The sequence below is a fragment of the Qipengyuania sp. L-5Y genome (assembly GCF_056859455.1).
In genome coordinates this window covers 524,849-547,052 of record NZ_JBSXOM010000031.1, presented here as the reverse complement: position 1 = coordinate 547,052, position 22,204 = coordinate 524,849, and the positions used below count along the sequence as shown (strand labels likewise).

The window sequence follows — 22,204 nt, the reverse complement described above, 5'->3', positions numbered from 1 at the left end:
GCCCGAGGGGAGAATTTTTCCGACAATGTTACTGCGTTTTCCGATCAGGGCCGCCCTGCTGTGCGCCGCCCTTGCCGCATCGCCATCCCATGCGCAGGACGCCGCGCCGCCGCAGATCGCCATGAGCGATAGCGAACAGGCCGCTCCGGACATGCCGGAACTGCTGTCGATGCGAGAGCGTGCCGAGGTCATCGACCGCATCCTGGCCAAACGGCTCGACACGGTGGTGCCGCAGATCATGCGCGAAGAGGGCATCGACATGTGGGTGCTGATGGCGCGCGAATATTTCGAGGAGCCCGTCATCGCGACCATGCTGGACGGGCAAAGCATGAGTGCGCGGCGCCGCACCATCCTGGTCTTTTACGATCCGGGCGAAGGCCAGCCGGTGGAGCGGCTGACGGTGAGCCGATACGGGCTTGGCGATCTGTTCAAAGCGGCATGGGAGCCGGGTACGCAACCCGACCAGTGGCAGGCGGTCGCGGATATCGTGGCCAAGCGCGACCCGCAGAAGATCGCGATCAACTTCTCCGACCTCAGCGCCTTTGGCGACGGGATGACGCTGAGCCAGTACCGGCTGATGAGCGCGGCGTTGCCGCAGACCTACCGCGACCGCATCGTGTCGGGCGAAACGCTGGCGACACGCTGGCTCGAGCACCGCATTCCGGAAGAGATGGAAATCTATCCCGGCATTGTCCGCATTGCGCATGCGCTGATCGCGCGCGCCTTTTCCCGCGAAGTCATCACGCCCGGCTCGACCACCGCGGCGGATGTCGAATGGTGGTATCGCGATACGCTGGCTTCGCTGGGCCTGACGCCCTGGTTCCACCCGTCGGCCGGCATCCAGCGCGAGGGCGCGGAAGAGATGTTGCGCGGCGACACGGTGATCCAGCCGGGCGATCTGCTGTGGACCGACTTCGGCATTACCTATCTGCGGCTGAACACCGATACGCAGCATCTGGCCTATGTGCTGAAACCGGGCGAAACCTCCGCCCCGCAAGGGCTGACAGACGGCCTTGCCGCGACGAACCGCGTGCAGGATGCACTGCTGGAATCGTTCGAAACCGGGCTGAGCGGAAACGAGATCCTGTCACGCGCGCGCGCGAAGGCGATTGCGCAGGGACTGATGCCGTCGATCTATTCGCATCCAATCGGATATCACGGACACGGCGCGGGAACGCCCATCGGTTTCTGGGACAATCAGAACGGCGATCCCCGCGGCGAATACGCCCTGCGCCCCGACACCGCCTGGTCGATCGAACTGACCAGCTACAACGCCGTACCCGAATGGGGCGGACAAATGGTGGACTTCCGGTCCGAGGAGGACGCCTGGTTCGACGGGAAAAAGGTGCGGTTTCTGGATGGCAGACAGACGGAGCTTACGCTGATCCCGTCGGAGTGATGCGAGGAGCAGGGCGTGGTGTTGGCGAGGAACCGTGGATCGCTGAAGGGCCGCTGCTGGGTGGATTTTGGAGTGTCGCTATCGGCTGCTTGTGGGTGGCTAACTGCCGAAAGCACTCGTATGTTCTGAGACGTGAGAGACGAGCACCCCAGCAGCAATTATGAGGTCGAAGCCACGGGCGAAAGCAGTGGCAAATGCGATTGTTGTGGCAACGAAAGCCGCAGTGTTTGGGGCTTTGTTCACGAAGTAGCTGGCCCCACGGTTGCTGCCTATTTCATGCATTGGGCGGCTGGGCATCTGAATGATGAAGGTGCTAATCTCGATTTGGTGATTGGACCCTGGGGCGATGGCACAACCAGCAAGGAACGTTGCGGCGTGTCGCTATTGCATCGAGATCAGGAGCATGGGTCGCCATCCCTCATGGTGATCGACGCCGCAGGCAGGCCGATCGGAGATGGAACCTTGGCAGCAACCACGCTGGGAAGAAGCGACGTGATCGGCACCCCTCTCGCGCCACAGGTTTTTTCAATCGTAGATGCCATCTACGAGCAAGACAGCCGCTTTTTCTAATGGGCCCTAAGTCCGCTTTGGGTCGTTAGCGGCTGGTCCGTTTCTTGGATGTTTTGCGGTCGGCATTTAGGCCGCTGATGGGGTGGAAAGCAGACGGTCCTGGCGTCATTATCCTGCTCATGATCAAAACTCGTAATCTGAGGCTGGTTCTCTGGGGTGAACAGCACCGAGCGGCTTTCGCGGCCATGCATGCTGACCCTGTTGTGATGGCGGATCAGAATGGTCCCATCGATCCCACAGAGAGCGATGCCAAGTTCGACCGCTATCGCCTTGGATGGATCGAAGAGGGAGTTTCTCGTTGGGCGATAGAGAACAGGGACGGAAGTTTTCTGGGCTACACCGGAGTGGTGCATCGTCTAGATGAGGCCCATCCTCTAGGCGCGCATTTTGAAATCGGCTGGCGTCTTGTGGTGAACGCTTGGGGCCATGGCTACGCGACCGAGAGCGCGCAGGCAGCTTTGCTCGACGCTGTAGCACGCGTTCGGCCGAGCGAGATTCTAACGTATACGAGTCCTGATAACCTGAGATCACAGGCTGTAATGTCGAGGCTCAAGCTACGTCGAATGCCGAAACGTGATTTCGTTGTTGAAAAGGCTTCAGGGGGAGTTTGGCAGGGGCTCGTCTGGCAAGCTCACGCGGGTGCCCAATGACCGCAATGGGGTCGTTTGCTGAACGACCGATTATAGCACCAGCGGACATTCTGATCAGTTCGTGATTTACGGCTGCCGGTCAAATGTGATTCAGCGAACTACGCGTTATCGGCATACGTGACAGAGACTGGTCTTGGGATTGGTCAATTAGAAGTCTAACGGCAGCAATTGGGGTGGTTTCTCGACAGGCGGCTTTGTCAGCAGCCATAATGCAGGAACGCGTCCGGCGTGGCAGCGCGCCCTTATAACGCCGTGCTGGTTGTCTGGCTCAGTCTTTGCAACAGCGATTTGCTCAGCATAGTTTCTACTTAAACCTAATGCGACGAGCATTCCCAAGAGATGCTTGAGCCCCATTACCGCCCAACGGCCACTCCAACATTCTACCACAAGGGCCATAAAGAAAGGCGCGCTAGCTTTAAAAAGCTGAGGGCGAGCGTAATTCCTCCGGAATTTGATTATCTACCTGCGGCGCTTCCTGCCTCTCTGCCTCCTCTTCTGCCGCACGGCTTGCCTCGTCCGCACGCGACGCTTCGACCTCAAGGCTCAGATCTGCATCAGGTGAGGGCGCAGCGATTTGCACGGGAACTGGTGGGGTAGCCGCAGGACGTAGCTCAACTTCTTCTTCGAGCCGCGAGAAGAAGGTGTCGTAGATACCATGCTCCAGTATAGCTCGCTCGCCTGAACTTGCGAGCTGCCCTGTTGCTGCGGTGCCGATCGAAAAAACGATCCTGACCCGAGTCAAATTCGCATATCGCTCCTCCACGAACGCGGAGGCTACCGGGGTTTGGTTAGCTCTGGATAGGCCAGTTGGGTCTAGTCTGAGCCGCCCCGTGGTCGAAGATGCGGCGGTTATCAAGCCGCTGCCGAGGTCTGCCGAGGTCACCCGATAGCCCGAATCTAGTAACACTGTCATCACGCTGGCGAAGGCTGCAGCTTTGCTAATGCCGAGATCTCTGGTTTGGAGTTGCCGGAGCTCGACAGCGGTAAGGGCGGACTTCTCTCCGCTCCCGGTCACTGTGTTTGCTAGCGCGTTGCCTGCTGCAGCGACGCTTTGCAACGGCTGCACAGCTACACACCCGGTCACCAAAAATAAGCTCGTCACCGGCATGGCAGCGCTGAAAAAGGTCAATCGCAACATCAGTCCATTCGTCAAAATTGGTGCTTCGCTATGTCGGAGCTATTTCACGCCTGAATTGGCGATTAAACCGACAACTCAGACTGCCTTCAACTGTGCCATGAAGCATCCTGGATCGTATGCGTGGCGGTAGGAATAATCCCCATTCCCTCGAAATACGACGGCTTTCCGACGATCGATCCCCGCAGTGGACCAGCGCCACCGCTCGTTGACACAGCTAAGCTGAACGAGCGCCTGCTTCCTAGGACAAAAAAGCGATACGCTACGACAAAACGAGGTCGGTAGCTGCCGGACTGCTTTTGTAACAATTGCTTGATTTCCTGTCGGACGGCTTGCACGCGCTGCGCAAGTGGCCGGCAAGGTCTGCAATTAGGGTGGTAAGCGGACTGGCGGGATTGGGGACTTAGGATCAAGGCGCTACCCGATCCGCAGGGAACCGGCATCGTTTATTGACTGCAAAGGCTACGAGCAGGCTCCGTAGGTCCGTTCCATCCGCGCAGCATTTTCGGCAACAGTCTCAATCTTGGCGGCGGCGCGATAACTATCGGCGGATGCAATATCGGCTTCCAAAGGCTGGGGAACACGCGTTCCGTCTTTGCATTCGAACTGGGTCGCATAGCGCTGCCTCCCGACGAGTTTCAGCATGATGCGATCATACAGATAGGCGTAATCTTTTGCCGAGACATTCTGGGTCTGTAGTAGCGTCTCCATCTGACGAAGAGCAGTGAGTTGCAGCGGTGGATCGGCATCCGCATGTTGCACAAGCAACCAGGCATCGTGCGCTGCCTCTTCCCCGACAACGCGTGATTTTGGCCAGCCATCTGATGCGACAAGAGCCTTAAGGAACGCTGTGTTATCGGCGTCGATCTTCGCCATTTGCTGAGTGATCATGTCACTTGCGATCTGGCGCCGCAGGCCTTCGATGCCAGCAAACAGACCTGTGCCGCGAAAGGACGCTATCAAGGCGGTGCGCATGATCTGATCGGCTAAAAAACGGGACCGCAACTTACCGGCCAATGACAAGTCCTCATCCTTGGCCGAGTCCAGCACGAACTGACTTGCATACACGATACCGTCCACAATTGGACGCGCCATCTCGATATTGCGCTCGAAGTCCTCCCACGAAGTGCCTTCTGGAATAGGGAGCGTGTTGAACGCGCTACAGTCATATATGATCGAATAGGAATCTTGCTCGATCGGATCGATACCCATTTCCCGCAACTTTGCGCGCCATGCTTCGAGATGTCTCTGATAGCATTGGTATCCGTGGTTTTTTGCGGCGTTCCAAACGGCTATCTGGTGATCATCGGCTCGTGGAAAGCCACCGCGCATCCATCGATAATCGCCGAGTGTAGGGCGATCGCTCGATACGTGGGGTTCGAGCAGTTCGGGCAAAGCTGCGTCATTATCCGCTTTGATACCGTCCGCTTGCGCACCACTGGCCAAGGATAGAAGCGTGACGGGAAGCAGGAAGAGGAGATGTCGCAACGCCAAAGCTTTTCCCTCCGATAGGCCAAGCGGACGAAGACGCGATCGGCAGTTTCCCAGCGTATACGAATGAGACCGGCGGTGGAAGTAGTCGCCGCGGATGTGAAGCAGAACATTATGCTGGCTGCGCCAAGAAAGTCCGGTTTCGGAACTGCGCGATCAGTGCTCAAACGTTCGCATTGGGGTCTTTAACAGCAGGACTGCTTTTGCCGCGGTTGCTAGAATATCGGACGGTCGCCATTGAAGCGCTGCGCATGTAGTCGGAAAGGTGTAAATTTAGGGTGGGAAGCGGACTACTGTTGCTGACAATCTCCTATGAGGAGGATCGAAGTGATGTCCGGTTTCAGCTAGGCGGCACCTGCTAAATTGATCCGCACCTTCTGCCGCGTGAACGAGGCGTCAAGGCAATCATAAATCTTGCTGAGATTAGCTTCATTAGATTTGCCATCCGAATCTAGCTCAGGATTAAAAGCAAAAGATGGGTGCTCAGACTTTGGACCATGCATCGGGATTGCCTTTCCCCAGTACCAGGTCTTGATCCCACACTCTTCAGCCGCCAGCCTTGCATTTTCCCTCGTGCCGTATGGCAACCGGTCGGAATCACTCGTCTTCGAGCAAGCGGATAAGGGTGATACTAGTGCCACGACGCAAGTAATGAGCCACCTCACCCCAGCATCCCCACGAACTTCTCGAAAAGGTAGAAGCTGTCCATGTGGAATTGCTAAGCTAAATACCCAATGTCTGCAATGGGGTCGTAAGCCGATCGTCCGTTCTGGCGGAAGTCCGGGTGGCACGGGAACAAGCTGCGCTGTATACTCGTGACTACCATGCAGGCTATTCAAGCATTGACCTTCAATGAGAAATTGGCCGCTGGACTGCTGATCCTGTTCGGTCCGGTGTATATTGCTGCGGCAACCGTTTTCGGACCTGACAGCAGTCTGGCGCGTGAGGACTTTGGCGCACTTTTCCTTTGGCATATTTGCTGGGCGATCATCATATTCGTCGCGTTCTGTACGGCCATCGCCACGATTTTCTTCAAGCCCGATTTTCACTCATCTCGCCTGAGAATGCTCGCTGGCCGTATCCTGCCGATCACGGCCATGGTATTAGCGATGTTATTGAGTTCAGTCGTGATGAACACCATCTCAAATCGCGAAAAGCGAGCCTTTGCGTACCAAAACGAGCACACACTTGCAGGAACACCCCCTCAGGCGGTTGTCTACCGCGAAGGCGTTCCAGATGGTGGGATCGCCATAGTGCGATCGCCGGAGCGCAACCCCGAGTATTTCGCTCAGGATGTAATGCTTGATCTCACCGGTGAACACATCAGGTCCTTTCAGCGGCTAAGCAAGGTCGATTGGTCCTGCCATTTCGACTGACGCGAAAGTGTCAGAGGTTGGGGGCGTTCGCAGAAGGTCCGCTTTTATCATACGTGCACGATTAGCTAACGGTCGGCTATCAGGCGCTGTGCGAAATGGCCGGGAAGGTCTGCAATGGGTGGTTAGCGGACTTCCATCATAATCAATCAAGCCGAGCTTTCACCAATCTCAGGCCGGCGACCGCAAGAGCCGCAAGAGCAGAGCCTGTTAGACTAAACCCGAAGACGAAAGCAGCGAGTCGCACCGAGCCAGAACCAATTGTGAGCAACGCTATGCACGGTAATAGAGCAACAAGAGCTACCAATTTCCAGCGCGTCGATGCTAGGAAACCTTGGACGACAAAGCTTATCAGGAAGGCGGCGGCGTAATAGCCGAGCAAAAATAAACCAACGCCCATGATAACCTCACTGCAGCCCTGACCTCTACGCCGCTCAGCATCGTGCGGTGATTGATAATGTCCGCAATGGGGGCGTTGCCTGACTGTCCGCTCTTGGCACGATGCTAAAGTGTCGTGAATTGAGGCGGAAAGCAGGCAGCGTGCTCGACAGCACTTCGCTGTCAAGCGGACGAAAATGTGCATGAACTTGCATCTTTGTTCCGCCGTTCTCTCGGCAGTGCTCGTTGCAATTCCAGAGCCATCTCTGGTTATCGAAGAGGATCCCGATGCCCCCTATTCGGGCCAACTTTACCTCGGCACGGCAACCACGGCATCGCGGCCCTACGCTCCGGAGCCGTGAGAAATCGGTTTCAGGCCGCGAGGGCTGCCTTGAGATCGTTGCGGATTGCTTCGAGCTGGCGGAGTAGGTCAGCGGCTGGCGGCGATTCCGGCGTTGCCGCTTCCGGCGGTGCCGCCTGCTGATCGGACGCGCCGCGCAAGGCGGCTTTCGCGCCTTTCAGCGTATAGCCTTCGCGATTGACGAGTCGCTCGATGCGTTCGACCAGTTCGATATCTTCGGGCCGGTAATAGCGCCGCCCGCCGCTGCGGGTGAGCGGCCTGAGCGAGGGGAACTGCTGTTCCCAATAACGCAGCACATGCGGTTTGATGCCGGTGGCCTTGGCGACTTCGCCGATGGTGCGCAGAGCGCCGCTGTCCTTACCGTCGTCGAAACTCGCCATGCGGATATCCTCAGCCGTTCGCGATCCGCTCTTTCAGGAGCTGACTGGCGCGGAAGGTCATCACGCGGCGCGGCGTAATCGGCACTTCGACCCCGGTCTTGGGATTGCGGCCGACCCGCTCCGACTTGTCGCGCAGGACGAAGCTGCCGAAACCGGAGATCTTCACGTTTTCGCCATCGGACAAAGCATCGCAGATCTTGGCCAGGATCGCTTCGACCATGTCGAGCGATTCAGCGCGGCTGAGACCCATCTTGCGGTTGATGGTTTCAGCGAGGTCGGCCCGTGTCAGTGTGCCTACGGAACGCATAATATTCATTCTTTCTTTCCCCCCAGATGCGACCCTGAGCGAGAATGCGACCCAAATTCAAACTTCGCCAAGCAATATAGAGGTTTGCCGCAGTTCTGGCAAATCGGCTCGGCGTATTTTTGGCCGCACCTACATACGTGCGAGCGATGCGCCCCATGTGAAGCCGCCACCCATCGCTTCGAACATGACGAGATCGCCCTGTTTGATACGGCCATCCTGCACGGCCGTGTCGAGCGCCAGCGGGACGGACGCGGCCGAGGTGTTGGCATGACGATCGACGGTGACGACCACCTTTTCGGATGGCAAATCGAGTTTGCGCGCGGTGGCATCGAGAATGCGGGCATTGGCCTGATGCGGCACCACCCAGTCGATGTCCGCGGCATTCATACCGGTTTCTTCGAGCACTTCGCGCAGCACGTCCGCCAGATTGACCACGGCGTGGCGGAAAACCTCGCGGCCCTTCATGCGCAGCTTGCCGACTGTGCCCGTGGTGGACGGTCCGCCGTCGACATAGAGCATGTCCTTATGCGCGCCTTCTGCATGGAGGCGGCTGGCGAGGATGCCGGGGCCGTCTTCGGCCACGTCCTTCGCTTCGAGCACGATTGCGCCCGCGCCATCGCCGAAGAGTACGCAGGTCGTGCGATCATCCCAGTCGAGAATGCGGCTGAAAGTTTCGGACCCGATCACCAGCGCCTTCTTCGCCATGCCGGTCCGCAGCAGCGAATCGGCTGTGGCCAGCGCGTAAAGGAAGCCCGAACACACGGCCTGGACGTCGAAAGCGACACCGCCGCCGCAACCCAGCGCCGCCTGAACCTGCGTGGCCGTGGCGGGAAAGGTATGGTCGGGCGTGGCCGTGGCCAGAATGATCAGGCCGATTTCGTCAGCATCGACCCCTGCCGCAGCAAGGGCCTTGCGCGATGCGTCGATAGCGAGGGTGGAGGTGGTTTCGCCTTCGCCAGCGATATAGCGTTGGCGGATACCCGTCCGCTCGACGATCCAGTCGTCGCTGGTATCCACACGTTCAGCCAGATCGGCATTGCTGACGCAATTGGCCGGCAGCGCCGAGCCGGTTCCCGTGATTACGGAGCGGATCACTTGGCTGCCAATCCTTCTGTACCGACTGCGGCAAGATCGTGTTTGATGCGGTTGGTAATGTCGTCCTCCAGCAGCCGGGCAGCGACCTCGACAGCGTTGGCGACGCCCTTGGCATTGGCGCTGCCGTGGCTTTTCACCACCACACCGTTGAGGCCGAGGAAGACCGCGCCATTATGATTGTTGGGATCGAGATGGTGGCGCAGCAATTCGGTGGCAGGGCGCGAAACGAGGAAGCCGATCTTGGAACGCACGCTGGAAGTGAATGCCTGGCGCAGCAGATCGGTCACGAACCGTGCCGCCCCTTCGATGGCCTTGAGAGCGATATTGCCGGAAAAACCGTCACACACCACCACGTCGCATTCGCCGCGATTGATCTTGTCGGCTTCGACATAGCCTTCGAAGTCCATGGCAAGACCGGTCGCGGCGCGCAGCGCTTCGGCGGCGGCCTGGATATCTTCGGTGCCCTTGGTTTCTTCGGTACCGATATTGAGCAGGCGCGTGCGCGGCCGTTCCCGTCCTGTAACGACGCGGGCATAGGCAGCACCCATGATGGCGAACTGGACCAGATTGCGCGCATCGCATTCGCGATTGGCGCCAAGGTCCAGCATGACCACATCATTGTCGGTAAGCGTCGGGAGCAGCGCGGCAAGCGCCGGCCGATCAAGACCGGGCATGGTGCGCAGCGCAAGCTTGCTCATCGCCATCAGCGCGCCGGTATTGCCGGCACTGACCGCAGCACCGGCATCGCCCTGCTTCACGGCATTGACCGCCAGACCCATGCTGGTGGTCTTTGCGCGGCGCAAGGCGCGGCTCGGCAGCTCGTCGCCGCCGACCACGTCGTCGCTGTGCAGGATCTCGGAGGCCCCAGCCATGCCGGGATGGGATTCGAGCGCGGCCTTGATCCGCGTTTCGTCACCCACCAGCAAGAACTTGAACTTGTCATGGCGGCGCCGCGCAAGCGCAGCCCCTTCGACCATGACGCGCACGCCTTCATCACCGCCCATCGCATCAACGGCGATACGCGGCAGACTCATGCGGATTCTCCGGCTTTGCTGACGGTCTTAAAGACCGACGGCGATGATTTCGCGACCGTTATAGTAGCCGCAGTGCGGGCACAGATTGTGCGGACGCTTGAGTTCACCGCAGTTCGAGCACTCGTGATGCGCTTCAACCTTGAGCGAATCATGCGCACGGCGATTGCCGCGACGGTGGGGCGATACTTTCCTCTTGGGGACGGCCATGGCGGCACCTGTTCCTCAAACAATTTCAATCAATTTCGGTGGCCGCCCTAGGGGATGGTCCGGCACCGCACAAGAGCGCGTGAACCCGAATATCCCGACCGTGGCGGTGAAGGCGCGCGCTATAGCGAAATTCACAGGGGATGCAACCCGTCTCGCTGCCTGATCGGCATTGCGCGGCGCGAACCATCACCCTAGCACCCCAGATGGGTCTCCGGTGGAGAGATCGCAAGGGAAGGACAAGCATGGGCGTTATCCTGCCGGTTACACTGACTGCGGCTGCAGCAGCGGCAATCATAAATCTCTGGCTGAGCATTCGCGTGGGCCAGATGCGCATGGCGACGAAGATTTCCGTCGGCGACGATGACGGCGGCCCGCTGACCGCCCGCATGCGGGCGCAGCTAAACTTCGTGGAGAATACGGCCTTCGTACTGGTGCTGGTGGCGGGCATAGAGCTGGCGGGCCGCGGGAATCCCTGGCTGGCCTGGGTGGTTGCCATCTACATGCTGGGCCGTGTCGCCCACGGTTTCGGAATGGACGGCGGGACGCTGGGCAAAGGTCGCTCCATCGGGACGATCGTGACGATGCTGACACAGCTCGGGCTGGCGGCGGTAGCCGTGCTGATCGTGCTTGGCGTGATGTAGGATTGCGCAGGCCGGGGCCCGGCAAAGTATCAGGAAAGCGCGTAGTCGCTGACGAAGGCGTTGGTCTTGCGTTCCTGCCCGAATGTGCTGGTGGGGCCATGACCGGGGATGAAGGTCACATCGTCGCCCAGTGGCCAGAGCTTCTGCGTGATCGCATCGATCAGGTCCTGGTGATTGCCCATGGGGAAATCCGTACGCCCGATGCTGCCCTGGAAGAGAACGTCGCCGACGACGGCAAACTTGCTGGGGCGATGGAAGAAAACCACGTGGCCGGGCGTGTGGCCGGGGCAGTGGATGACCTCCAGCGTCAGATCGCCCACAGTAACGGTGTCGCCATCTTCGAGCCAGCGGTCGGGTTCGAAAACCTGACCGTTGACGCCGTATTTTGCGCCATCATCATCCAAGCGGCTGATCCAGAAACGATCAGCTTCCTGCGGCCCTTCGATGGGCAGGCCGAGTTCCTTGGCCAGCACCCCGGCTTCGCCGCAGTGGTCGATATGACCATGAGTGATGAGAATCTTTTCCAGTTCGACACCGGTCTTGGCCACGGCGGCCTTCACCTTGTCCAGATCGCCGCCCGGATCGATCAGCGCGCCCTTGTTGGTCGCAGTGCACCAGATCAGCGAGCAATTCTGCTGCAGAGGGGTGACCGGGACGATACCGGCTTTCATCGGGGGCTTACTTGCAGTGTCGGTCATGCGGGCTGAAATGGCTGCGCGCCTACCCTTTTGCAAGCGCACATTGCCATTGCCGCCCGCGTATCAGAGGCGACGAAAATCGGTGATCCGACCGCTTCTGTCGAAGGTGCAGCCGAAGCGATCGCGATCGCCACGGCGCGTTTCCATACGCCCGGTGACCACTACCCTATCGCGGCTTTCCTGATTGACAGAGTTGATCGAAACTCGCCCATAGCGCGAAGCTTCACGCCCGCAGGCATTGACAGCGGCGCGTTCGAAATCGTCGCGACCATTATAGCCATATCCGTAATCGGAACCGTAGCCATCCGAGCCGCCGCCAATTCCGCCGAGGCCGTAACTTGCGCAACCGGACAGCGACAGTGCGCCGACGATAGCGATGGGAAGTAGAGCCTTGCGCATACGATGTCTCCTCGTGTGATGTCCCTGCCACATCCACCAGAGCGCCAGGAGTATGGAAGTTACGTCGTCACCCAGCGTTTGTTCCATTTGCGCATGCTCGCCGCCCTAGGCACTGCGATCCACCGAGGATTTCGGCGTAGGGTCAAAGTCTGCCTCCCTTCCACACGACCCGACCGATGACCTCGATTTCCTCGCGCGCCAGTTCAATCGGCGCATAGGCATCGTTGGCGCTGATCAGTGCGATGTCGCCGGGACCGCGGGACTGGACCTGCTTGACGTGAAGCGCATCGCTGATGCGGACCACGAACACTCCCTCACCGCCCCGCTTGTTGCGATCGACGAAGATCTCGTCGCCCGAACGTAGCAGCGGTTCCATGCTGTCGCCTTCGACCCGGATAGCGGTCAGGTCGGCGCCCTCCAGCCCCATCTCGCGCAGCCAGCGGCGGGAGAACTGAAAGGCGTCATAGGAAATTTCCTCTGCACTGAAGGCACCCGGCCCGGCCGAAGCCTCCAACGGCAGGCGCGGCACCTGCACGAAGCCTTCAGTATCGCCCGAGTCCTGCATTCGCGAGGAGCGCGGCCTGACGATCTCCCGCGTGGCGATCACCTCGTGATCGACGCCCAGGAATTCGGCAATCTTCATCAGGTCCGGCTCGTCCAAATGCCGGGGGCTCCCACGACCGACATACTGGTGCAGATACGCCGGATTACGCCCGATCAGGCGGGCCAGGGCCGACAGACTGTGACCCTTCTCACGAATGATCTCCCGCAATCGTGCGCGGGCATAGCGTTCCTCGGGCTCGTACCGATCGAGCGGTTCGACAAAGTCCATGACCGGCCTCCTTGTTGGTTGGGTCGCGGAAAAATCCTATACTATAGTATTTTTCCTAGACAAGTAGGAATTCGGTTGGAACAAATGCGGAACACGGCGAGCGATTCGTCTGTCAGACCAGCCTACCGGGAGCCTTCGCATGCTGATCCGATCCGTCGAAAAATTCCTCCGGCAGCACGAAATGCCGGCCACCAAATTCGGCCGACTGGCCATTCAGGACCCGCGATTCGTGCTCGATTTGCGGATGGGTCGCGAGCCGCGCGACCGCACCGAGCAACGCATCCGCGGGTTCATGGCAGGCTTCGAAGCTGCCCGCACCGTCACCCCCGCCGCCCAGGAGACTGCCCATGTTGCTTGAAGGCAATTCAGCCAAATCGCCCCGGCCCCGTCGGACGGCTGCTGATCGTGTCCTCAAGGCTCTGGCCGAACTGCATCGCGGCCACGGGGTAGTACTCACCCATACGGAGAAAGCATGGGCGAGCATAACCTTCGCTGGCACCCGCCATTCGCTCAAGCTTGTTTTCGCAGGAGCGGACGTCGTCGCGACTGGCGAAATGTTCGTCGCAGAACTGCCAGAACACGAATTTGCCATTCCCGGCCAGATCGTGGCGGACGCAGCGATACTCGAGGTCGAGCATCGGCTGCTACCCGAGCCACGGCTGGTGGTGCAGTGCGAACTGCTGTTGCTGGAGGAGAGTTGATCCGTCCGGCGACGCGACGGGGTCAGTTTCGGCGGACGACGAGGTTCCTGATTTCGGTCATGTCTTCCATGGCGAATTTGATCCCTTCGCGGCCCAAGCCCGAATCCTTCACACCGCCGTACGGCATGTTGTCCACCCGGTAGCTGGGCACGTCGTTGATAACCACACCGCCCACTTCGAGCCGGTCCCAGGCGTCGAACATCTTGAACAGGTCCCGCGTGAAGATGCCCGCCTGCAGACCGAACGTGCTTCGGTTAACCTCTGCCAGAGCATCGTCGAAATCGGAGAATTTCTGGAGAATGGCAAGCGGGCCGAAGGCTTCTTCGTTAAGCGCCTTGGCATCCTTGTGCACGTTTTCGAGCAGCGTGGCTTCGAGCATGTTGCCCTTGCAGCCGCCGCCGGTCAGCAGAGAGGCGCCGCCGTCGATGGCATCGTCAATCCATCCCTTGAGCCGGCTCGCTTCCTTTTCCGAGATCATCGGCCCGATGAAGGTATCGCGGTCCTTGGGATCGCCCGCGACAAGACTCTTGGTCTTCTCGACCATCATATCGCGGAAACGGTCGTACACGTCTTCGTGAACGATGATCCGCTGCACGCCGATGCAGCTCTGCCCGCTCTGATAGAAAGCGCCGAAGATGATCCGTTCCAGCGCGTCATCCAGATTGGCATCCCGGTCGACGACCACCGCTGCATTCCCGCCGAGTTCGAGCACCACCTTCTTCTTGCCCGACTTGGCCTTGAGCGCCCAGCCGACGGCAGGCGAGCCGGTGAAGCTGAGCAGCTTCAGCCGCTCGTCTTCGGTAAACATACCGGCGCCGTCGCGATGGGCTGGCAGAATCGAGAAGGCCCCTTCCGGCAAATCCGTTTCCGCCAGAACTTCGCCCATGATGATGGCACCGAGCGGGGTCATGCTGGCCGGCTTCATCACGAACGGGCAGCCCACGGCGATGGCGGGGGCAACCTTGTGTGCAGCCAGGTTCAACGGAAAATTGAATGGCGAGATGAAGCTGCAGGGCCCGACCGGAACGCGTTTCCAGATCGCCTGATAGCCCTTCGCCCGTTCGGAAATGTCGAGCGGCATGACTTCGCCATACATCCGCACCGATTCTTCGGCCGCGATACGGAACGTGTCGATCAGGCGCGTGACTTCGCCTTCGCTGTCCTTGATCGGCTTGCCCGCTTCGACGCAAAGGGCATAGGCCAGCTCGTCAAAGCGTTCCTTGAAGCGATCGACACAGTGCTGCAGCACCGCCTGCCGTTCGTAGCTGGCGAGCTTCGCCATCGGTTCCGTGGCCTGCACCGCCCCCGCGATCGCCTGATCGATGATTTCGGGCGTCGCCAGGGCGGTCCGGAAGGCGACCTTGCCGGTGAACTTGTCCGTCACCTCGAGATCGGTGTTCGGCTGCTGCGCCTTGTTGTTCAGATAGAGCGGGTAGGTTTCCTTGAGGCTGGGCATGTGATCTCCTGTTCGGAGCATCAACGGCGCGACAAGCGGGAGCGTTCCGTCAGTAGCCGAGCTCGAGGTCGAGCTGCGGCTGGACGGGTTCGCCCTTGTGCCAGCGTTCGAGGTTTTCGATGAAGCGATCGGCGGACCGCTGGAACATCTTCGTCTGCGCTCTGCCCGACAGATGCATGGTGACCTGCGCATTGCCAAGTTCCCACAAGGGGTGATCTTCGGGCAGTGGTTCGGGATCCGTCACGTCGAGCAGCGCCGCTTCGATCTTTTCTTCCCTCAGGGCAGAGACCAGTGCTTCCTGATCGACGACATCGCCGCGCGCAATGTTCACCAGCACACCGTTCGGGCGCATTGCAGCAAGTTCCAGCGCGCCGATCATATGCTTCGTTTCGGGGGTGGATGGCAGGGCCAGCACGACCCAGTCGAATTCGCCCAGTTTCTGGCGCCATTCGCCCGGACGAAGCGCACCGTCGGCACCCGAACGGCGCACGGGAACGACCGTCATGTCGAAGGCTTCGAGGCGTGTCTTGATCAGCGAACCGATGGCGCCCATGCCGAGCAGAAGCACACGCTCGCCCGACAATTCCCGCTTGCCCGGACTGTCACGCAGCCATTCATGACGATCCTGCGCCCGCACCACATCGCGATATCCCTTGGCATGGGATAGCATGAGCATGACGACATATTCGGCGATGGTGATGGCATTGATGCCGACCCCGTTGGTGACGACCACACCGCGTTCTTTCAGAACGTCGAGAGGCATGAAGTCGAGCCCGGCATAGATCGAATTTAACCATTTGAGGTTGGTCGCCGCCCGGGCAATTTCGATCATCGGTTCTTTCTCGTTGAGATCGAACCAGCCGATCGCTGCCTGCGGCGCGAAATCCAGCGCCTGTTCCTTGCTGGTGAACCACAGCGGCTCGACCCATTCGGGAAGGCGCGGTTCGACCAGTGGGCGGATCATGGCGGACAGGGCGGCTTTGGTCATCGATTTCTCCTCGACGCCTGTCATTGCCGCTCAGAAACTATTTCGCAAACCGTTCCTTGCGACGGGTAGCGATGTCGAGGATTGCTTCCGCAACTTCGCCGGCATTGCGCAGCACGTGGCTGGGCGGAACCTGCATGATGTCGACCTTGTGCCGATCCTGCCACCGTTCGCGCGCGGCATCGTCCCGTGGGCGGAACGGATCGTCATCCACTTCGATGGCGAGATGCGCTTCTTCGCAATAGAACGGCAGAACGAAATCTTCTGCCGGATGGTCGCGGACGAAAAACAAGCCCTGCGGCGTGTCTTTCAAATGTTGCCACAGGAGTGCTTGCGGATCGGCCTTCGTCAAAGCTTCCATTCCCATCCGAGAGGATCGCCATCCATAACCTCTACGCCACTGTCTGCAAGACTTTCCCGAATCGCGTCCGACGCAGCGAAATCCTTGGCTACGCGCGCTTCCTTGCGGCGGAACAGTTCGGCCTCGATCTCGGCTTCGGTAATCCGGGCATCGCTGGGGCGGATGCGAAGATCTGTGCGGGTCAGGTCGAACAGGCCCAGTCCCAGGACCTGATCCATCTCTTCGATGACAGCGCGCTTTACACTGGCATCGACCTTTTTCATCGCCAGCGTTTCTTCCAGTGCGACCAGCGCGACCGCCGTGTTCAGATCGTCCGACATGGCGGCCGCGAACTTGTCCCGCAGGGCTGCAAATTTCAGGTGCGAGGGATCGCCTAAGGGCGCGTTCTGCAGCTTTTCCGCCGCCATGACGATCCGCTTCAACCGCGTGAGGGCGGCCCCAAGCCCCTCCCACGAAAACTCCAGCTCGCTGCGGTAATGCGCCTGGAGGCACATCATGCGGTAGGCGAGCGGGTGGTAGCCCTTGTCGATCAGCAATTGCAGACGCAGGAATTCTCCCGAGCTTTTCGACATCTTCCCCGACCGTTCGACGAGGAAGTTGTTGTGCATCCAGATCTTCGCGCCCGAATGGGTCGCCACGTCGAGCCCGCCACAACCGCAGAAGGCCTGGTTCTGCGCGATCTCGTTGGGGTGATGGATTTCGCGGTGATCGATGCCGCCGGTATGGATATCGAAGGGGAAGCCGAGCAGCTTTTCGCCCATGACCGAGCATTCGAGATGCCAGCCGGGCGCGCCCTTCCCCCACGGACTGTCCCATTCCATCTGCCGTGTCTCGCCCGCAGGTGTCTTGCGCCAGATCGCAAAATCGGCAGCGTTGCGCTTGCCTTCTACCGTTTCGATCCGTCCCTCGCCCTCTTCAGTTACCGCGCGAGCAAGCCTCCCGTAATCGGCGACTGTCGACACGTCGAAATAGAGGCCGGTTTCGAGTTCGTAGCAATGCCTGTCGGCAATGCCCTTTGCGAAATCGATCATCTCGTCGATGTAATCGGTCGCCACCGACCACTTGGCCGGCTCGCGGATGTTGAGCGCCTTCACGTCCGCCCAATAGGCTTCGGTGTAATGCTTGGCGATGTCCCAGATCGACTGCGCCTTGGCCGCAGCCATCTTTTCCATCTTGTCTTCGCCCGCATCGCCATCATCGGTCAGATGACCCACGTCGGTGATGTTGATGATGTGGGTGAGCTCGTAGCCCTTCCAGCTCAGTGTGCGGCCAAGGACATCGGCAAAGACATAGGCCCGCATGTTGCCGATATGGGGGTAGTTGTAGACCGTCGGCCCGCAGCTGTAGACGCGCGCTTCCCCCTCGTGAACGGGCCGGAATTCCTCCAGCTTGCGGGTGAGCGAATTGAACAGCTTCAGGGGCGCGTCGGTCATGAAACGCGCATTAGGTGGCGGCACGCCTACTGCCAACCCTCCCAGCGCACGCTCTCGTCGGTCCCGGCGCGTTTGACGTCGAAATTGTTCACCGGCGCTTCTGTATCGCGGTAGCCGATTGCCATGCCGCAGAAGAAGATGTGGTCTTCGGGAATGTCGACCACTTCGCGGATCTGCGGCGAATAGACCGCCCAGGCTTCCTGGAAGCAGCAATCGAGGCCTTCCTCGCGCAGCAGCAGGGCGATGGTCTGCAGCCACATACCGATATCACTCCACTGTGGAGGCCCCATGTATTTCGGCGTGTGGACCAGCATCAATACGGGTGCCCCGAAGGCCTGGAAATTGCGTGCGAACCACATCAGGCGCTTGGCCTTCTCCTCACGGGAGATTTCGAGCGCGCCGTACATATCTTCGCCCACCCCGCGGCGGCGTTGTTCGTAGGCGCCATCCAGTTCGGGGGGATAGACGTGATATTCGGGCGCATGCGCCGCGCGGCCCTTGGGAAATTCCTCCGCAATCCGGTCGAACAACTTTTGCAGCGGATCGCCGGTCAGGAGGATGCCGTGCCACGGCTGGGTGTTGCCACCCGACGGTGAACGCTGCGCCTTTTCTAGGATACGTGCCAGCATTTCACGCTCGACAGGCGTGTCGAGAAATGCGCGGACGGAACGGCGCGACTGAACGGCTTCGGTGACGTTCATCTGAATGCTGAAATCACGATCAGTATTGCCCCAATGCTCATACCCACAAGGCTGACAGCACGTAACTTTGTGATTGTTGCATGTTCTGGTGGAGGATACGCCTCCAATTGCCGCCGTTCTTCAAAATAGCTTTCGGACGCACCGGCCTTTAATTCGTTCAGCCTCTTCCGCCACACTTCTACGCTAGCGATATTTTTCTCAGGCCGCCAAAGACCGGATAAAGACCAAATAATTATTAGCATGCCGGTGAGTGCTAGCGTCCAATCCATTCAGCCGTCCACCTCGAACAAATCCGCCAACTGCTCGATGATGGTCCCGCCAAGCTGCTCGACATCCATAATCGTCACCGATCGCTTGTAATAACGGGTCACGTCGTGGCCGATCCCGATGGCCGCCAGTTGCACCGGCGACTGTTTCTCGATCCAGTCGATCACCTTGCGCAGATGGCCTTCGAGATAGCCCGCCTGATTGACCGAGAGCGTGCTGTCGTCGACCGGCGCACCGTCGGAAATCACCATCAGGATGCGGCGGTCCTCGGGGCGGCGCAGCAGGCGGTCGTGCGCCCAGAGCAGCGCTTCGCCGTCGATGTTCTCTTTCAGCAGACCTTCGCGCATCATCAGGCCGAGATTGCGGCGCGCACGGCGCCAAGGCTCATCCGCCTTCTTGTAGAGAATATGCCGTAGATCATTGAGGCGACCGGGATTGGCAGGCCGCCCATCGGCCAGCCACATCTCGCGACCTTGACCGCCCTTCCAGGCGCGGGTTGTAAAGCCCAGAATTTCGGTCTTCACGCCGCACCGCTCGAGCGTGCGCGCAAGTATGTCGGCACTGATTGCGGCAATGGAAATCGGCCGCCCACGCATCGAACCCGAATTGTCGATCAGCAGCGTGACGACCGTGTCCTTGAACTCGGTATCGCGCTCCATCTTGTAGCTAAGCGCGTGACCGGGGCTGACGACCACCCGCGTCAGACGCGCGGCATCGAGCAGGCCTTCTTCCTGGTCAAAATCCCAGCTGCGGTTCTGCTGCGCCATGAGGCGGCGCTGAAGGCGATTGGCTAGACGTGTGACCACGCCCTGCAATCCGGCGAGCTGGCTGTCGAGATAGGTCCGCAACCGGTCGAGTTCTTCGTTGTCGCACAGTTCCGGTGCTTCGACGATCTCGTCGAATTTCTCGGTATAGGCCTTGTATTCGAAAGTATCGGGAAGATCGGTCCATGGCCGATTTGGCCGGACGGGCTGCATGCCTTCTTCGCCGTCGTCCGAAGGGTCGCCGTCGGCCATTTCCTGCTCGCCATCGACATCCTGATCGGCATCGCCTTCCGCCTCACCGTCGGTGACTTCGCTGCGCGCATCGGCAGCCTGCGGTTCGGCCCCGCCTTCGTCTTCCTCGTCGGTATCCTGTTCTTCCGGTTTTTCGCCTTCCTCGTCCTCGCCATCTTCGGCATCGGTCGGTTCGGGACTATCGGGAAGGGTAAGGTCGAGATGCCGCAGCATATCGAGCGTCAGATCCTGGAAGGCGCGCTGATCGTCGAGAGCATCGGCGAGCCCGTCCATATCGGTGCCGATCTTTGCAAGAATATCGTCTCGAACCAGATCGACGGCCGCTTGAGCCCGTTCGGGGATCGCCTCGCCGGTCAAAGCCTCGCGCAGCATCAGCGACAGCGCCGTGGGAAGCGGCACGTCTTTCGCTTCGTCCGCGCGCACTATCGGATCCGATGCCGTACGGAGCTTTACTGCCGAATTCAGATTATCGCGAATGCCTGCATAGCGGGTCGAACCGATCGCCTCATAGCGAACTTGTTCGACGGCATCGTAACAAGCGCGTGCGATGGGCTCTGGCGGCGCGCCCTTGTTATGAAGCGCCTCGTTATGATGGCGCAGCTTCAGCGCGAAGCTGTCAGCGAAACCGCGCGCCTCGATCGCCTGATCGCGGGGCAGATTTCGGCCAGGCAGCGGGACACGAAAATTCTTGCCCGATTGCGCAGGAGCATCCGCGCTCCACGCCACCTCGACCTCAGGCTCGTTCGCGAGCGCGCGCGACGCGCTCGTCAGCGCCTGTTTGAAACGGTCGAGGGGCGTCTGGTCGGTCATTTACTGCGTCGGAATGCTTTGACCGGTCTTCGCCCAGTCGGCGACGAAGCCCTCGATGCCCTTGTCGGTCAGGATATGCTTGAACAGACCCTTGATGACGGCGGGCGGCATTGTAGCGACATCGGCGCCAATCAGCGCGCTTTTGAGCACGTGAACCGGGTTGCGAACCGAGGCGACGAGAATTTCCGTGCCGAAACTGTAGTTGTTATAGATTTGGCGAATGTCGGCGATAAGCTCCATGCCGTCGAAGCCGTTATCGTCATGCCGCCCGACGAAGGGCGAAACAAAGGTCGCGCCGGCCTTGGCTGCGAGCAGCGCCTGATTAGCCGAAAAACACAGCGTTACGTTGACCTGTGTGCCGTCGCTGGTGAGCTTCTTGCAGGTCTTCAGGCCGTCGATCGTCAGCGGAACCTTGATACAGACATTGTCGGCGATCTTTCGCAGCGTTTCCGCTTCCTTCATCATCGTGTCGTGATCGAGCGCGACGACTTCGGCACTCACGGGCCCATCCACGATGTCGCAGATTTCCTTGGTTACTTCCATGAAATCGCGGCCCGACTTTGCGATCAGCGACGGATTGGTGGTGACGCCATCGAGCAGGCCGGTGTCGGCCATTTCCCTGATGTCGGCGATGTCGGCAGTGTCGACGAAGAATTTCATGGATTCGCGCTCCGGAAGGCGTTTGAAGTTGTGTCCTGCTGCAAGGGCATAGCGCGCAGCGAGTCAAGACTTGCGGCTAGGCTGGCCCACGGATCGGATGCATCGTCGCGCTCGACCAGAAAGTGTCGCACACCCTGTCGCTGCGCCTGAATGATGATTTGAGCCAGCGGCAGCGTGCCTTCGCCCACATCGGCCATGCTTCCGTCACCCGCCATATCCTTAAGATGAAGATGGGTGACCCGATCGGCATGCCGTTGAAGAAAACGCAGAGGATCTTCGCCCGCATACGCCAGCCAGTATGTGTCCAGTTCGAAGCCGATACGCGGATCGAGCTCGTCCATGAGCAGATCGATGGGCCGGATCCCGTCTAACTCTGCAAACTCGAAATCATGGGCGTGATACGCGATCCGCACGCCTTCCCGCTCTGCCAGGTCGGCGATCAGGTTCAAATGCTCCACCCAGTCGCGCCATTGAGCCAAGGTTTGCCGCTGATCTTCAGGCAACCAGGCGAGAATGAGTGTATCGCTGCATAGCGCCCTGGTTTCCGCGATTGCAGCCGCCGGATCCGTACGCAGCAACTGCCAGTCTGCATGCACAGCCGCAACCCGCACTCCCAGCGCACGCGCTTGCTGGCAAATCGCTTCGGGCTTGGCATCGAAGGTCCCGGCAATTTCCACCTCGCGATACCCCAGATCGGCAACGCGACGCAGCGTTGCGAGAGGATTGGCCGACATGCTTTCACGCACCGTGTAAAGCTGCGCGCCGACGATCGGGCCGGGCTCGACCACAGGTGTGCTACAGGCTGTGGTGCCCAGAAGGAAAGCGGCGAGAAGGGTTCGCATGGATGTTCTATGCCATTCCCAG

General features: G+C 59.8%; 27 protein-coding genes. 8 read left to right on the top strand and 19 right to left on the bottom strand.

Annotated elements, in window-relative coordinates:
* Positions 1-25 precede the first annotated feature (25 nt).
* The 3 genes from AC13F2_RS13535 (at position 26) to AC13F2_RS13525 (ending at position 2,619) form a co-directional block, all read left to right on the top strand.
* A complete protein-coding gene (locus AC13F2_RS13535; RefSeq protein ID WP_482965499.1) occupies positions 26-1,399 on the top strand; it encodes a M24 family metallopeptidase in 1,374 nt (457 codons plus the stop codon).
* Positions 1,400-1,531: 132 nt separating this feature from the next.
* The gene (locus AC13F2_RS13530; protein WP_482965498.1) at positions 1,532-1,969 is read left to right on the top strand and encodes a hypothetical protein; all 438 of its coding nucleotides are present in this window, start codon (positions 1,532-1,534) and stop codon (positions 1,967-1,969) included.
* Positions 1,970-2,088: 119 nt separating this feature from the next.
* Positions 2,089-2,619 (top strand): GNAT family N-acetyltransferase, encoded by a 531-nt coding sequence (locus AC13F2_RS13525; protein ID WP_482965497.1) that lies wholly within the window; start codon positions 2,089-2,091, stop codon positions 2,617-2,619.
* Positions 2,620-3,034: 415 nt separating this feature from the next.
* Here the strand turns inward: AC13F2_RS13525 and AC13F2_RS13520 are convergent, their stop codons facing one another.
* Both AC13F2_RS13520 and AC13F2_RS13515 read right to left on the bottom strand, forming a co-directional pair.
* Positions 3,035-3,757: a hypothetical protein gene (locus tag AC13F2_RS13520; RefSeq protein ID WP_482965496.1), complete on the bottom strand. Its 723-nt coding sequence runs from the start codon at positions 3,755-3,757 to the stop codon at positions 3,035-3,037.
* 459 nt (positions 3,758-4,216) lie between these two features.
* Positions 4,217-5,248: a DUF6624 domain-containing protein gene (locus AC13F2_RS13515; RefSeq protein ID WP_482970472.1), complete on the bottom strand. Its 1,032-nt coding sequence runs from the start codon at positions 5,246-5,248 to the stop codon at positions 4,217-4,219.
* An 812-nt stretch (positions 5,249-6,060) separates the two neighbouring features.
* On the opposite strand from AC13F2_RS13515, the gene AC13F2_RS13510 reads away from it, so the two are divergent.
* The gene (locus tag AC13F2_RS13510) at positions 6,061-6,621 is read left to right on the top strand and encodes a hypothetical protein (RefSeq protein WP_482965494.1); all 561 of its coding nucleotides are present in this window, start codon (positions 6,061-6,063) and stop codon (positions 6,619-6,621) included.
* Positions 6,622-7,199: 578 nt separating this feature from the next.
* Positions 7,200-7,358, top strand: a complete 159-nt coding sequence (locus tag AC13F2_RS13505; protein WP_482965493.1) for a hypothetical protein — start codon at positions 7,200-7,202, stop codon at positions 7,356-7,358.
* 10 nt (positions 7,359-7,368) lie between these two features.
* On the opposite strand, the gene AC13F2_RS13500 is transcribed toward AC13F2_RS13505, so the two are convergent.
* From AC13F2_RS13500 to rpmF, 5 genes are all read right to left on the bottom strand, one after another.
* Complete coding sequence (locus AC13F2_RS13500; protein WP_482965492.1) at positions 7,369-7,737, bottom strand: MerR family transcriptional regulator; 369 nt, start codon at positions 7,735-7,737, stop codon at positions 7,369-7,371.
* 10 nt (positions 7,738-7,747) lie between these two features.
* A complete protein-coding gene (locus AC13F2_RS13495) occupies positions 7,748-8,044 on the bottom strand; it encodes an integration host factor subunit alpha (protein ID WP_103024935.1) in 297 nt (98 codons plus the stop codon).
* Positions 8,045-8,173: 129 nt separating this feature from the next.
* A complete protein-coding gene (locus AC13F2_RS13490) occupies positions 8,174-9,139 on the bottom strand; it encodes a beta-ketoacyl-ACP synthase III (protein ID WP_482965491.1) in 966 nt (321 codons plus the stop codon).
* Entirely contained in the window at positions 9,136-10,173 is a 1,038-nt protein-coding gene (gene plsX, locus AC13F2_RS13485) for a phosphate acyltransferase PlsX (RefSeq protein ID WP_103024810.1), read from the bottom strand. The genes AC13F2_RS13490 and plsX overlap by 4 nt, the downstream gene beginning before the upstream one ends.
* Positions 10,174-10,200: 27 nt before the next feature.
* The gene (gene rpmF, locus AC13F2_RS13480) at positions 10,201-10,380 is read right to left on the bottom strand and encodes a 50S ribosomal protein L32 (protein ID WP_067464131.1); all 180 of its coding nucleotides are present in this window, start codon (positions 10,378-10,380) and stop codon (positions 10,201-10,203) included.
* A gap of 242 nt (positions 10,381-10,622) precedes the next feature.
* Between rpmF and AC13F2_RS13475 the strand changes: the two genes are divergently transcribed.
* On the top strand, positions 10,623-11,021 hold the full coding sequence (locus tag AC13F2_RS13475; protein ID WP_103024811.1) for an MAPEG family protein: 399 nt from the start codon (positions 10,623-10,625) through the stop codon (positions 11,019-11,021).
* A 29-nt stretch (positions 11,022-11,050) separates the two neighbouring features.
* Here the strand turns inward: AC13F2_RS13475 and AC13F2_RS13470 are convergent, their stop codons facing one another.
* The 3 genes from AC13F2_RS13470 to AC13F2_RS13460 form a co-directional block, all read right to left on the bottom strand.
* Positions 11,051-11,692: an MBL fold metallo-hydrolase gene (locus AC13F2_RS13470; RefSeq protein WP_196848128.1), complete on the bottom strand. Its 642-nt coding sequence runs from the start codon at positions 11,690-11,692 to the stop codon at positions 11,051-11,053.
* A 90-nt stretch (positions 11,693-11,782) separates the two neighbouring features.
* Positions 11,783-12,118 carry a hypothetical protein gene (locus AC13F2_RS13465; protein ID WP_103024812.1) on the bottom strand — a complete coding sequence of 112 codons (336 nt, stop codon included), beginning with the start codon at positions 12,116-12,118 and terminating at the stop codon, positions 11,783-11,785.
* A 142-nt stretch (positions 12,119-12,260) separates the two neighbouring features.
* Positions 12,261-12,950, bottom strand: a complete 690-nt coding sequence (locus tag AC13F2_RS13460; protein WP_482965490.1) for a LexA family transcriptional regulator — start codon at positions 12,948-12,950, stop codon at positions 12,261-12,263.
* A 139-nt stretch (positions 12,951-13,089) separates the two neighbouring features.
* On the opposite strand from AC13F2_RS13460, the gene AC13F2_RS13455 reads away from it, so the two are divergent.
* On the top strand, positions 13,090-13,308 hold the full coding sequence (locus AC13F2_RS13455) for a hypothetical protein (protein ID WP_482965489.1): 219 nt from the start codon (positions 13,090-13,092) through the stop codon (positions 13,306-13,308).
* Positions 13,298-13,651 carry a hypothetical protein gene (locus AC13F2_RS13450; RefSeq protein ID WP_482965488.1) on the top strand — a complete coding sequence of 118 codons (354 nt, stop codon included), beginning with the start codon at positions 13,298-13,300 and terminating at the stop codon, positions 13,649-13,651. Before AC13F2_RS13455 ends, AC13F2_RS13450 begins: the two co-directional genes overlap by 11 nt.
* Before the next feature lie 22 nt (positions 13,652-13,673).
* On the opposite strand, the gene AC13F2_RS13445 is transcribed toward AC13F2_RS13450, so the two are convergent.
* From AC13F2_RS13445 to AC13F2_RS13405, 9 genes are read right to left on the bottom strand one after another with little or no spacing between them, the layout of a single operon-like run.
* The gene (locus AC13F2_RS13445) at positions 13,674-15,107 is read right to left on the bottom strand and encodes an aldehyde dehydrogenase family protein (RefSeq protein WP_482965487.1); all 1,434 of its coding nucleotides are present in this window, start codon (positions 15,105-15,107) and stop codon (positions 13,674-13,676) included.
* A 49-nt stretch (positions 15,108-15,156) separates the two neighbouring features.
* Entirely contained in the window at positions 15,157-16,095 is a 939-nt protein-coding gene (locus AC13F2_RS13440; RefSeq protein ID WP_482965486.1) for a D-2-hydroxyacid dehydrogenase, read from the bottom strand.
* 37 nt (positions 16,096-16,132) lie between these two features.
* On the bottom strand, positions 16,133-16,453 hold the full coding sequence (locus AC13F2_RS13435) for a DUF559 domain-containing protein (protein ID WP_158246665.1): 321 nt from the start codon (positions 16,451-16,453) through the stop codon (positions 16,133-16,135).
* Entirely contained in the window at positions 16,441-17,886 is a 1,446-nt protein-coding gene (gene cysS, locus AC13F2_RS13430) for a cysteine--tRNA ligase (protein WP_482965485.1), read from the bottom strand. The genes AC13F2_RS13435 and cysS overlap by 13 nt, the downstream gene beginning before the upstream one ends.
* 26 nt (positions 17,887-17,912) lie before the next feature.
* Entirely contained in the window at positions 17,913-18,587 is a 675-nt protein-coding gene (locus AC13F2_RS13425) for a nitroreductase (protein ID WP_221597704.1), read from the bottom strand.
* On the bottom strand, positions 18,584-18,856 hold the full coding sequence (locus AC13F2_RS13420; protein WP_482965484.1) for a hypothetical protein: 273 nt from the start codon (positions 18,854-18,856) through the stop codon (positions 18,584-18,586). The genes AC13F2_RS13425 and AC13F2_RS13420 overlap by 4 nt, the downstream gene beginning before the upstream one ends.
* On the bottom strand, positions 18,857-20,680 hold the full coding sequence (cobT, locus tag AC13F2_RS13415) for a cobaltochelatase subunit CobT (protein WP_482965483.1): 1,824 nt from the start codon (positions 20,678-20,680) through the stop codon (positions 18,857-18,859). It lies immediately after the preceding gene.
* Positions 20,681-21,340: a fructose-6-phosphate aldolase gene (fsa, locus tag AC13F2_RS13410; RefSeq protein WP_475209474.1), complete on the bottom strand. Its 660-nt coding sequence runs from the start codon at positions 21,338-21,340 to the stop codon at positions 20,681-20,683.
* Positions 21,337-22,182, bottom strand: coding sequence for a sugar phosphate isomerase/epimerase family protein (locus AC13F2_RS13405; protein WP_482965482.1), 846 nt, complete (start codon positions 22,180-22,182; stop codon positions 21,337-21,339). Before AC13F2_RS13405 ends, fsa begins: the two co-directional genes overlap by 4 nt.
* Between the last annotated feature and the right edge of the window lie 22 nt (positions 22,183-22,204).

Bases quoted from the DNA above. Each gene is read 5' to 3' on its own strand.
- AC13F2_RS13455 (WP_482965489.1), top strand. From the start codon at position 13,090: ATGCTGATCCGATCCGTCGAAAAATTCCTCCGGCAGCACGAAATGCCG.
- AC13F2_RS13440 (WP_482965486.1), bottom strand. From the start codon at position 16,095: ATGACCAAAGCCGCCCTGTCCGCCATGATCCGCCCACTGGTCGAACCG.
- AC13F2_RS13405 (WP_482965482.1), bottom strand. From the start codon at position 22,182: ATGCGAACCCTTCTCGCCGCTTTCCTTCTGGGCACCACAGCCTGTAGC.
- AC13F2_RS13475 (WP_103024811.1), top strand. From the start codon at position 10,623: ATGGGCGTTATCCTGCCGGTTACACTGACTGCGGCTGCAGCAGCGGCA.
- rpmF (WP_067464131.1), bottom strand. From the start codon at position 10,380: ATGGCCGTCCCCAAGAGGAAAGTATCGCCCCACCGTCGCGGCAATCGC.
- fsa (WP_475209474.1), bottom strand. From the start codon at position 21,340: ATGAAATTCTTCGTCGACACTGCCGACATCGCCGACATCAGGGAAATG.
- AC13F2_RS13520 (WP_482965496.1), bottom strand. From the start codon at position 3,757: ATGTTGCGATTGACCTTTTTCAGCGCTGCCATGCCGGTGACGAGCTTA.
- AC13F2_RS13420 (WP_482965484.1), bottom strand. From the start codon at position 18,856: ATGGATTGGACGCTAGCACTCACCGGCATGCTAATAATTATTTGGTCT.
- AC13F2_RS13465 (WP_103024812.1), bottom strand. From the start codon at position 12,118: ATGCGCAAGGCTCTACTTCCCATCGCTATCGTCGGCGCACTGTCGCTG.
- AC13F2_RS13505 (WP_482965493.1), top strand. From the start codon at position 7,200: ATGAACTTGCATCTTTGTTCCGCCGTTCTCTCGGCAGTGCTCGTTGCA.
- AC13F2_RS13435 (WP_158246665.1), bottom strand. From the start codon at position 16,453: ATGGAAGCTTTGACGAAGGCCGATCCGCAAGCACTCCTGTGGCAACAT.
- AC13F2_RS13450 (WP_482965488.1), top strand. From the start codon at position 13,298: ATGTTGCTTGAAGGCAATTCAGCCAAATCGCCCCGGCCCCGTCGGACG.
- plsX (WP_103024810.1), bottom strand. From the start codon at position 10,173: ATGAGTCTGCCGCGTATCGCCGTTGATGCGATGGGCGGTGATGAAGGC.
- AC13F2_RS13525 (WP_482965497.1), top strand. From the start codon at position 2,089: ATGATCAAAACTCGTAATCTGAGGCTGGTTCTCTGGGGTGAACAGCAC.
- AC13F2_RS13425 (WP_221597704.1), bottom strand. From the start codon at position 18,587: ATGAACGTCACCGAAGCCGTTCAGTCGCGCCGTTCCGTCCGCGCATTT.
- cysS (WP_482965485.1), bottom strand. From the start codon at position 17,886: ATGACCGACGCGCCCCTGAAGCTGTTCAATTCGCTCACCCGCAAGCTG.
- AC13F2_RS13460 (WP_482965490.1), bottom strand. From the start codon at position 12,950: ATGGACTTTGTCGAACCGCTCGATCGGTACGAGCCCGAGGAACGCTAT.
- cobT (WP_482965483.1), bottom strand. From the start codon at position 20,680: ATGACCGACCAGACGCCCCTCGACCGTTTCAAACAGGCGCTGACGAGC.
- AC13F2_RS13445 (WP_482965487.1), bottom strand. From the start codon at position 15,107: ATGCCCAGCCTCAAGGAAACCTACCCGCTCTATCTGAACAACAAGGCG.
- AC13F2_RS13535 (WP_482965499.1), top strand. From the start codon at position 26: ATGTTACTGCGTTTTCCGATCAGGGCCGCCCTGCTGTGCGCCGCCCTT.
- AC13F2_RS13495 (WP_103024935.1), bottom strand. From the start codon at position 8,044: ATGCGTTCCGTAGGCACACTGACACGGGCCGACCTCGCTGAAACCATC.
- AC13F2_RS13500 (WP_482965492.1), bottom strand. From the start codon at position 7,737: ATGGCGAGTTTCGACGACGGTAAGGACAGCGGCGCTCTGCGCACCATC.
- AC13F2_RS13470 (WP_196848128.1), bottom strand. From the start codon at position 11,692: ATGAAAGCCGGTATCGTCCCGGTCACCCCTCTGCAGCAGAATTGCTCG.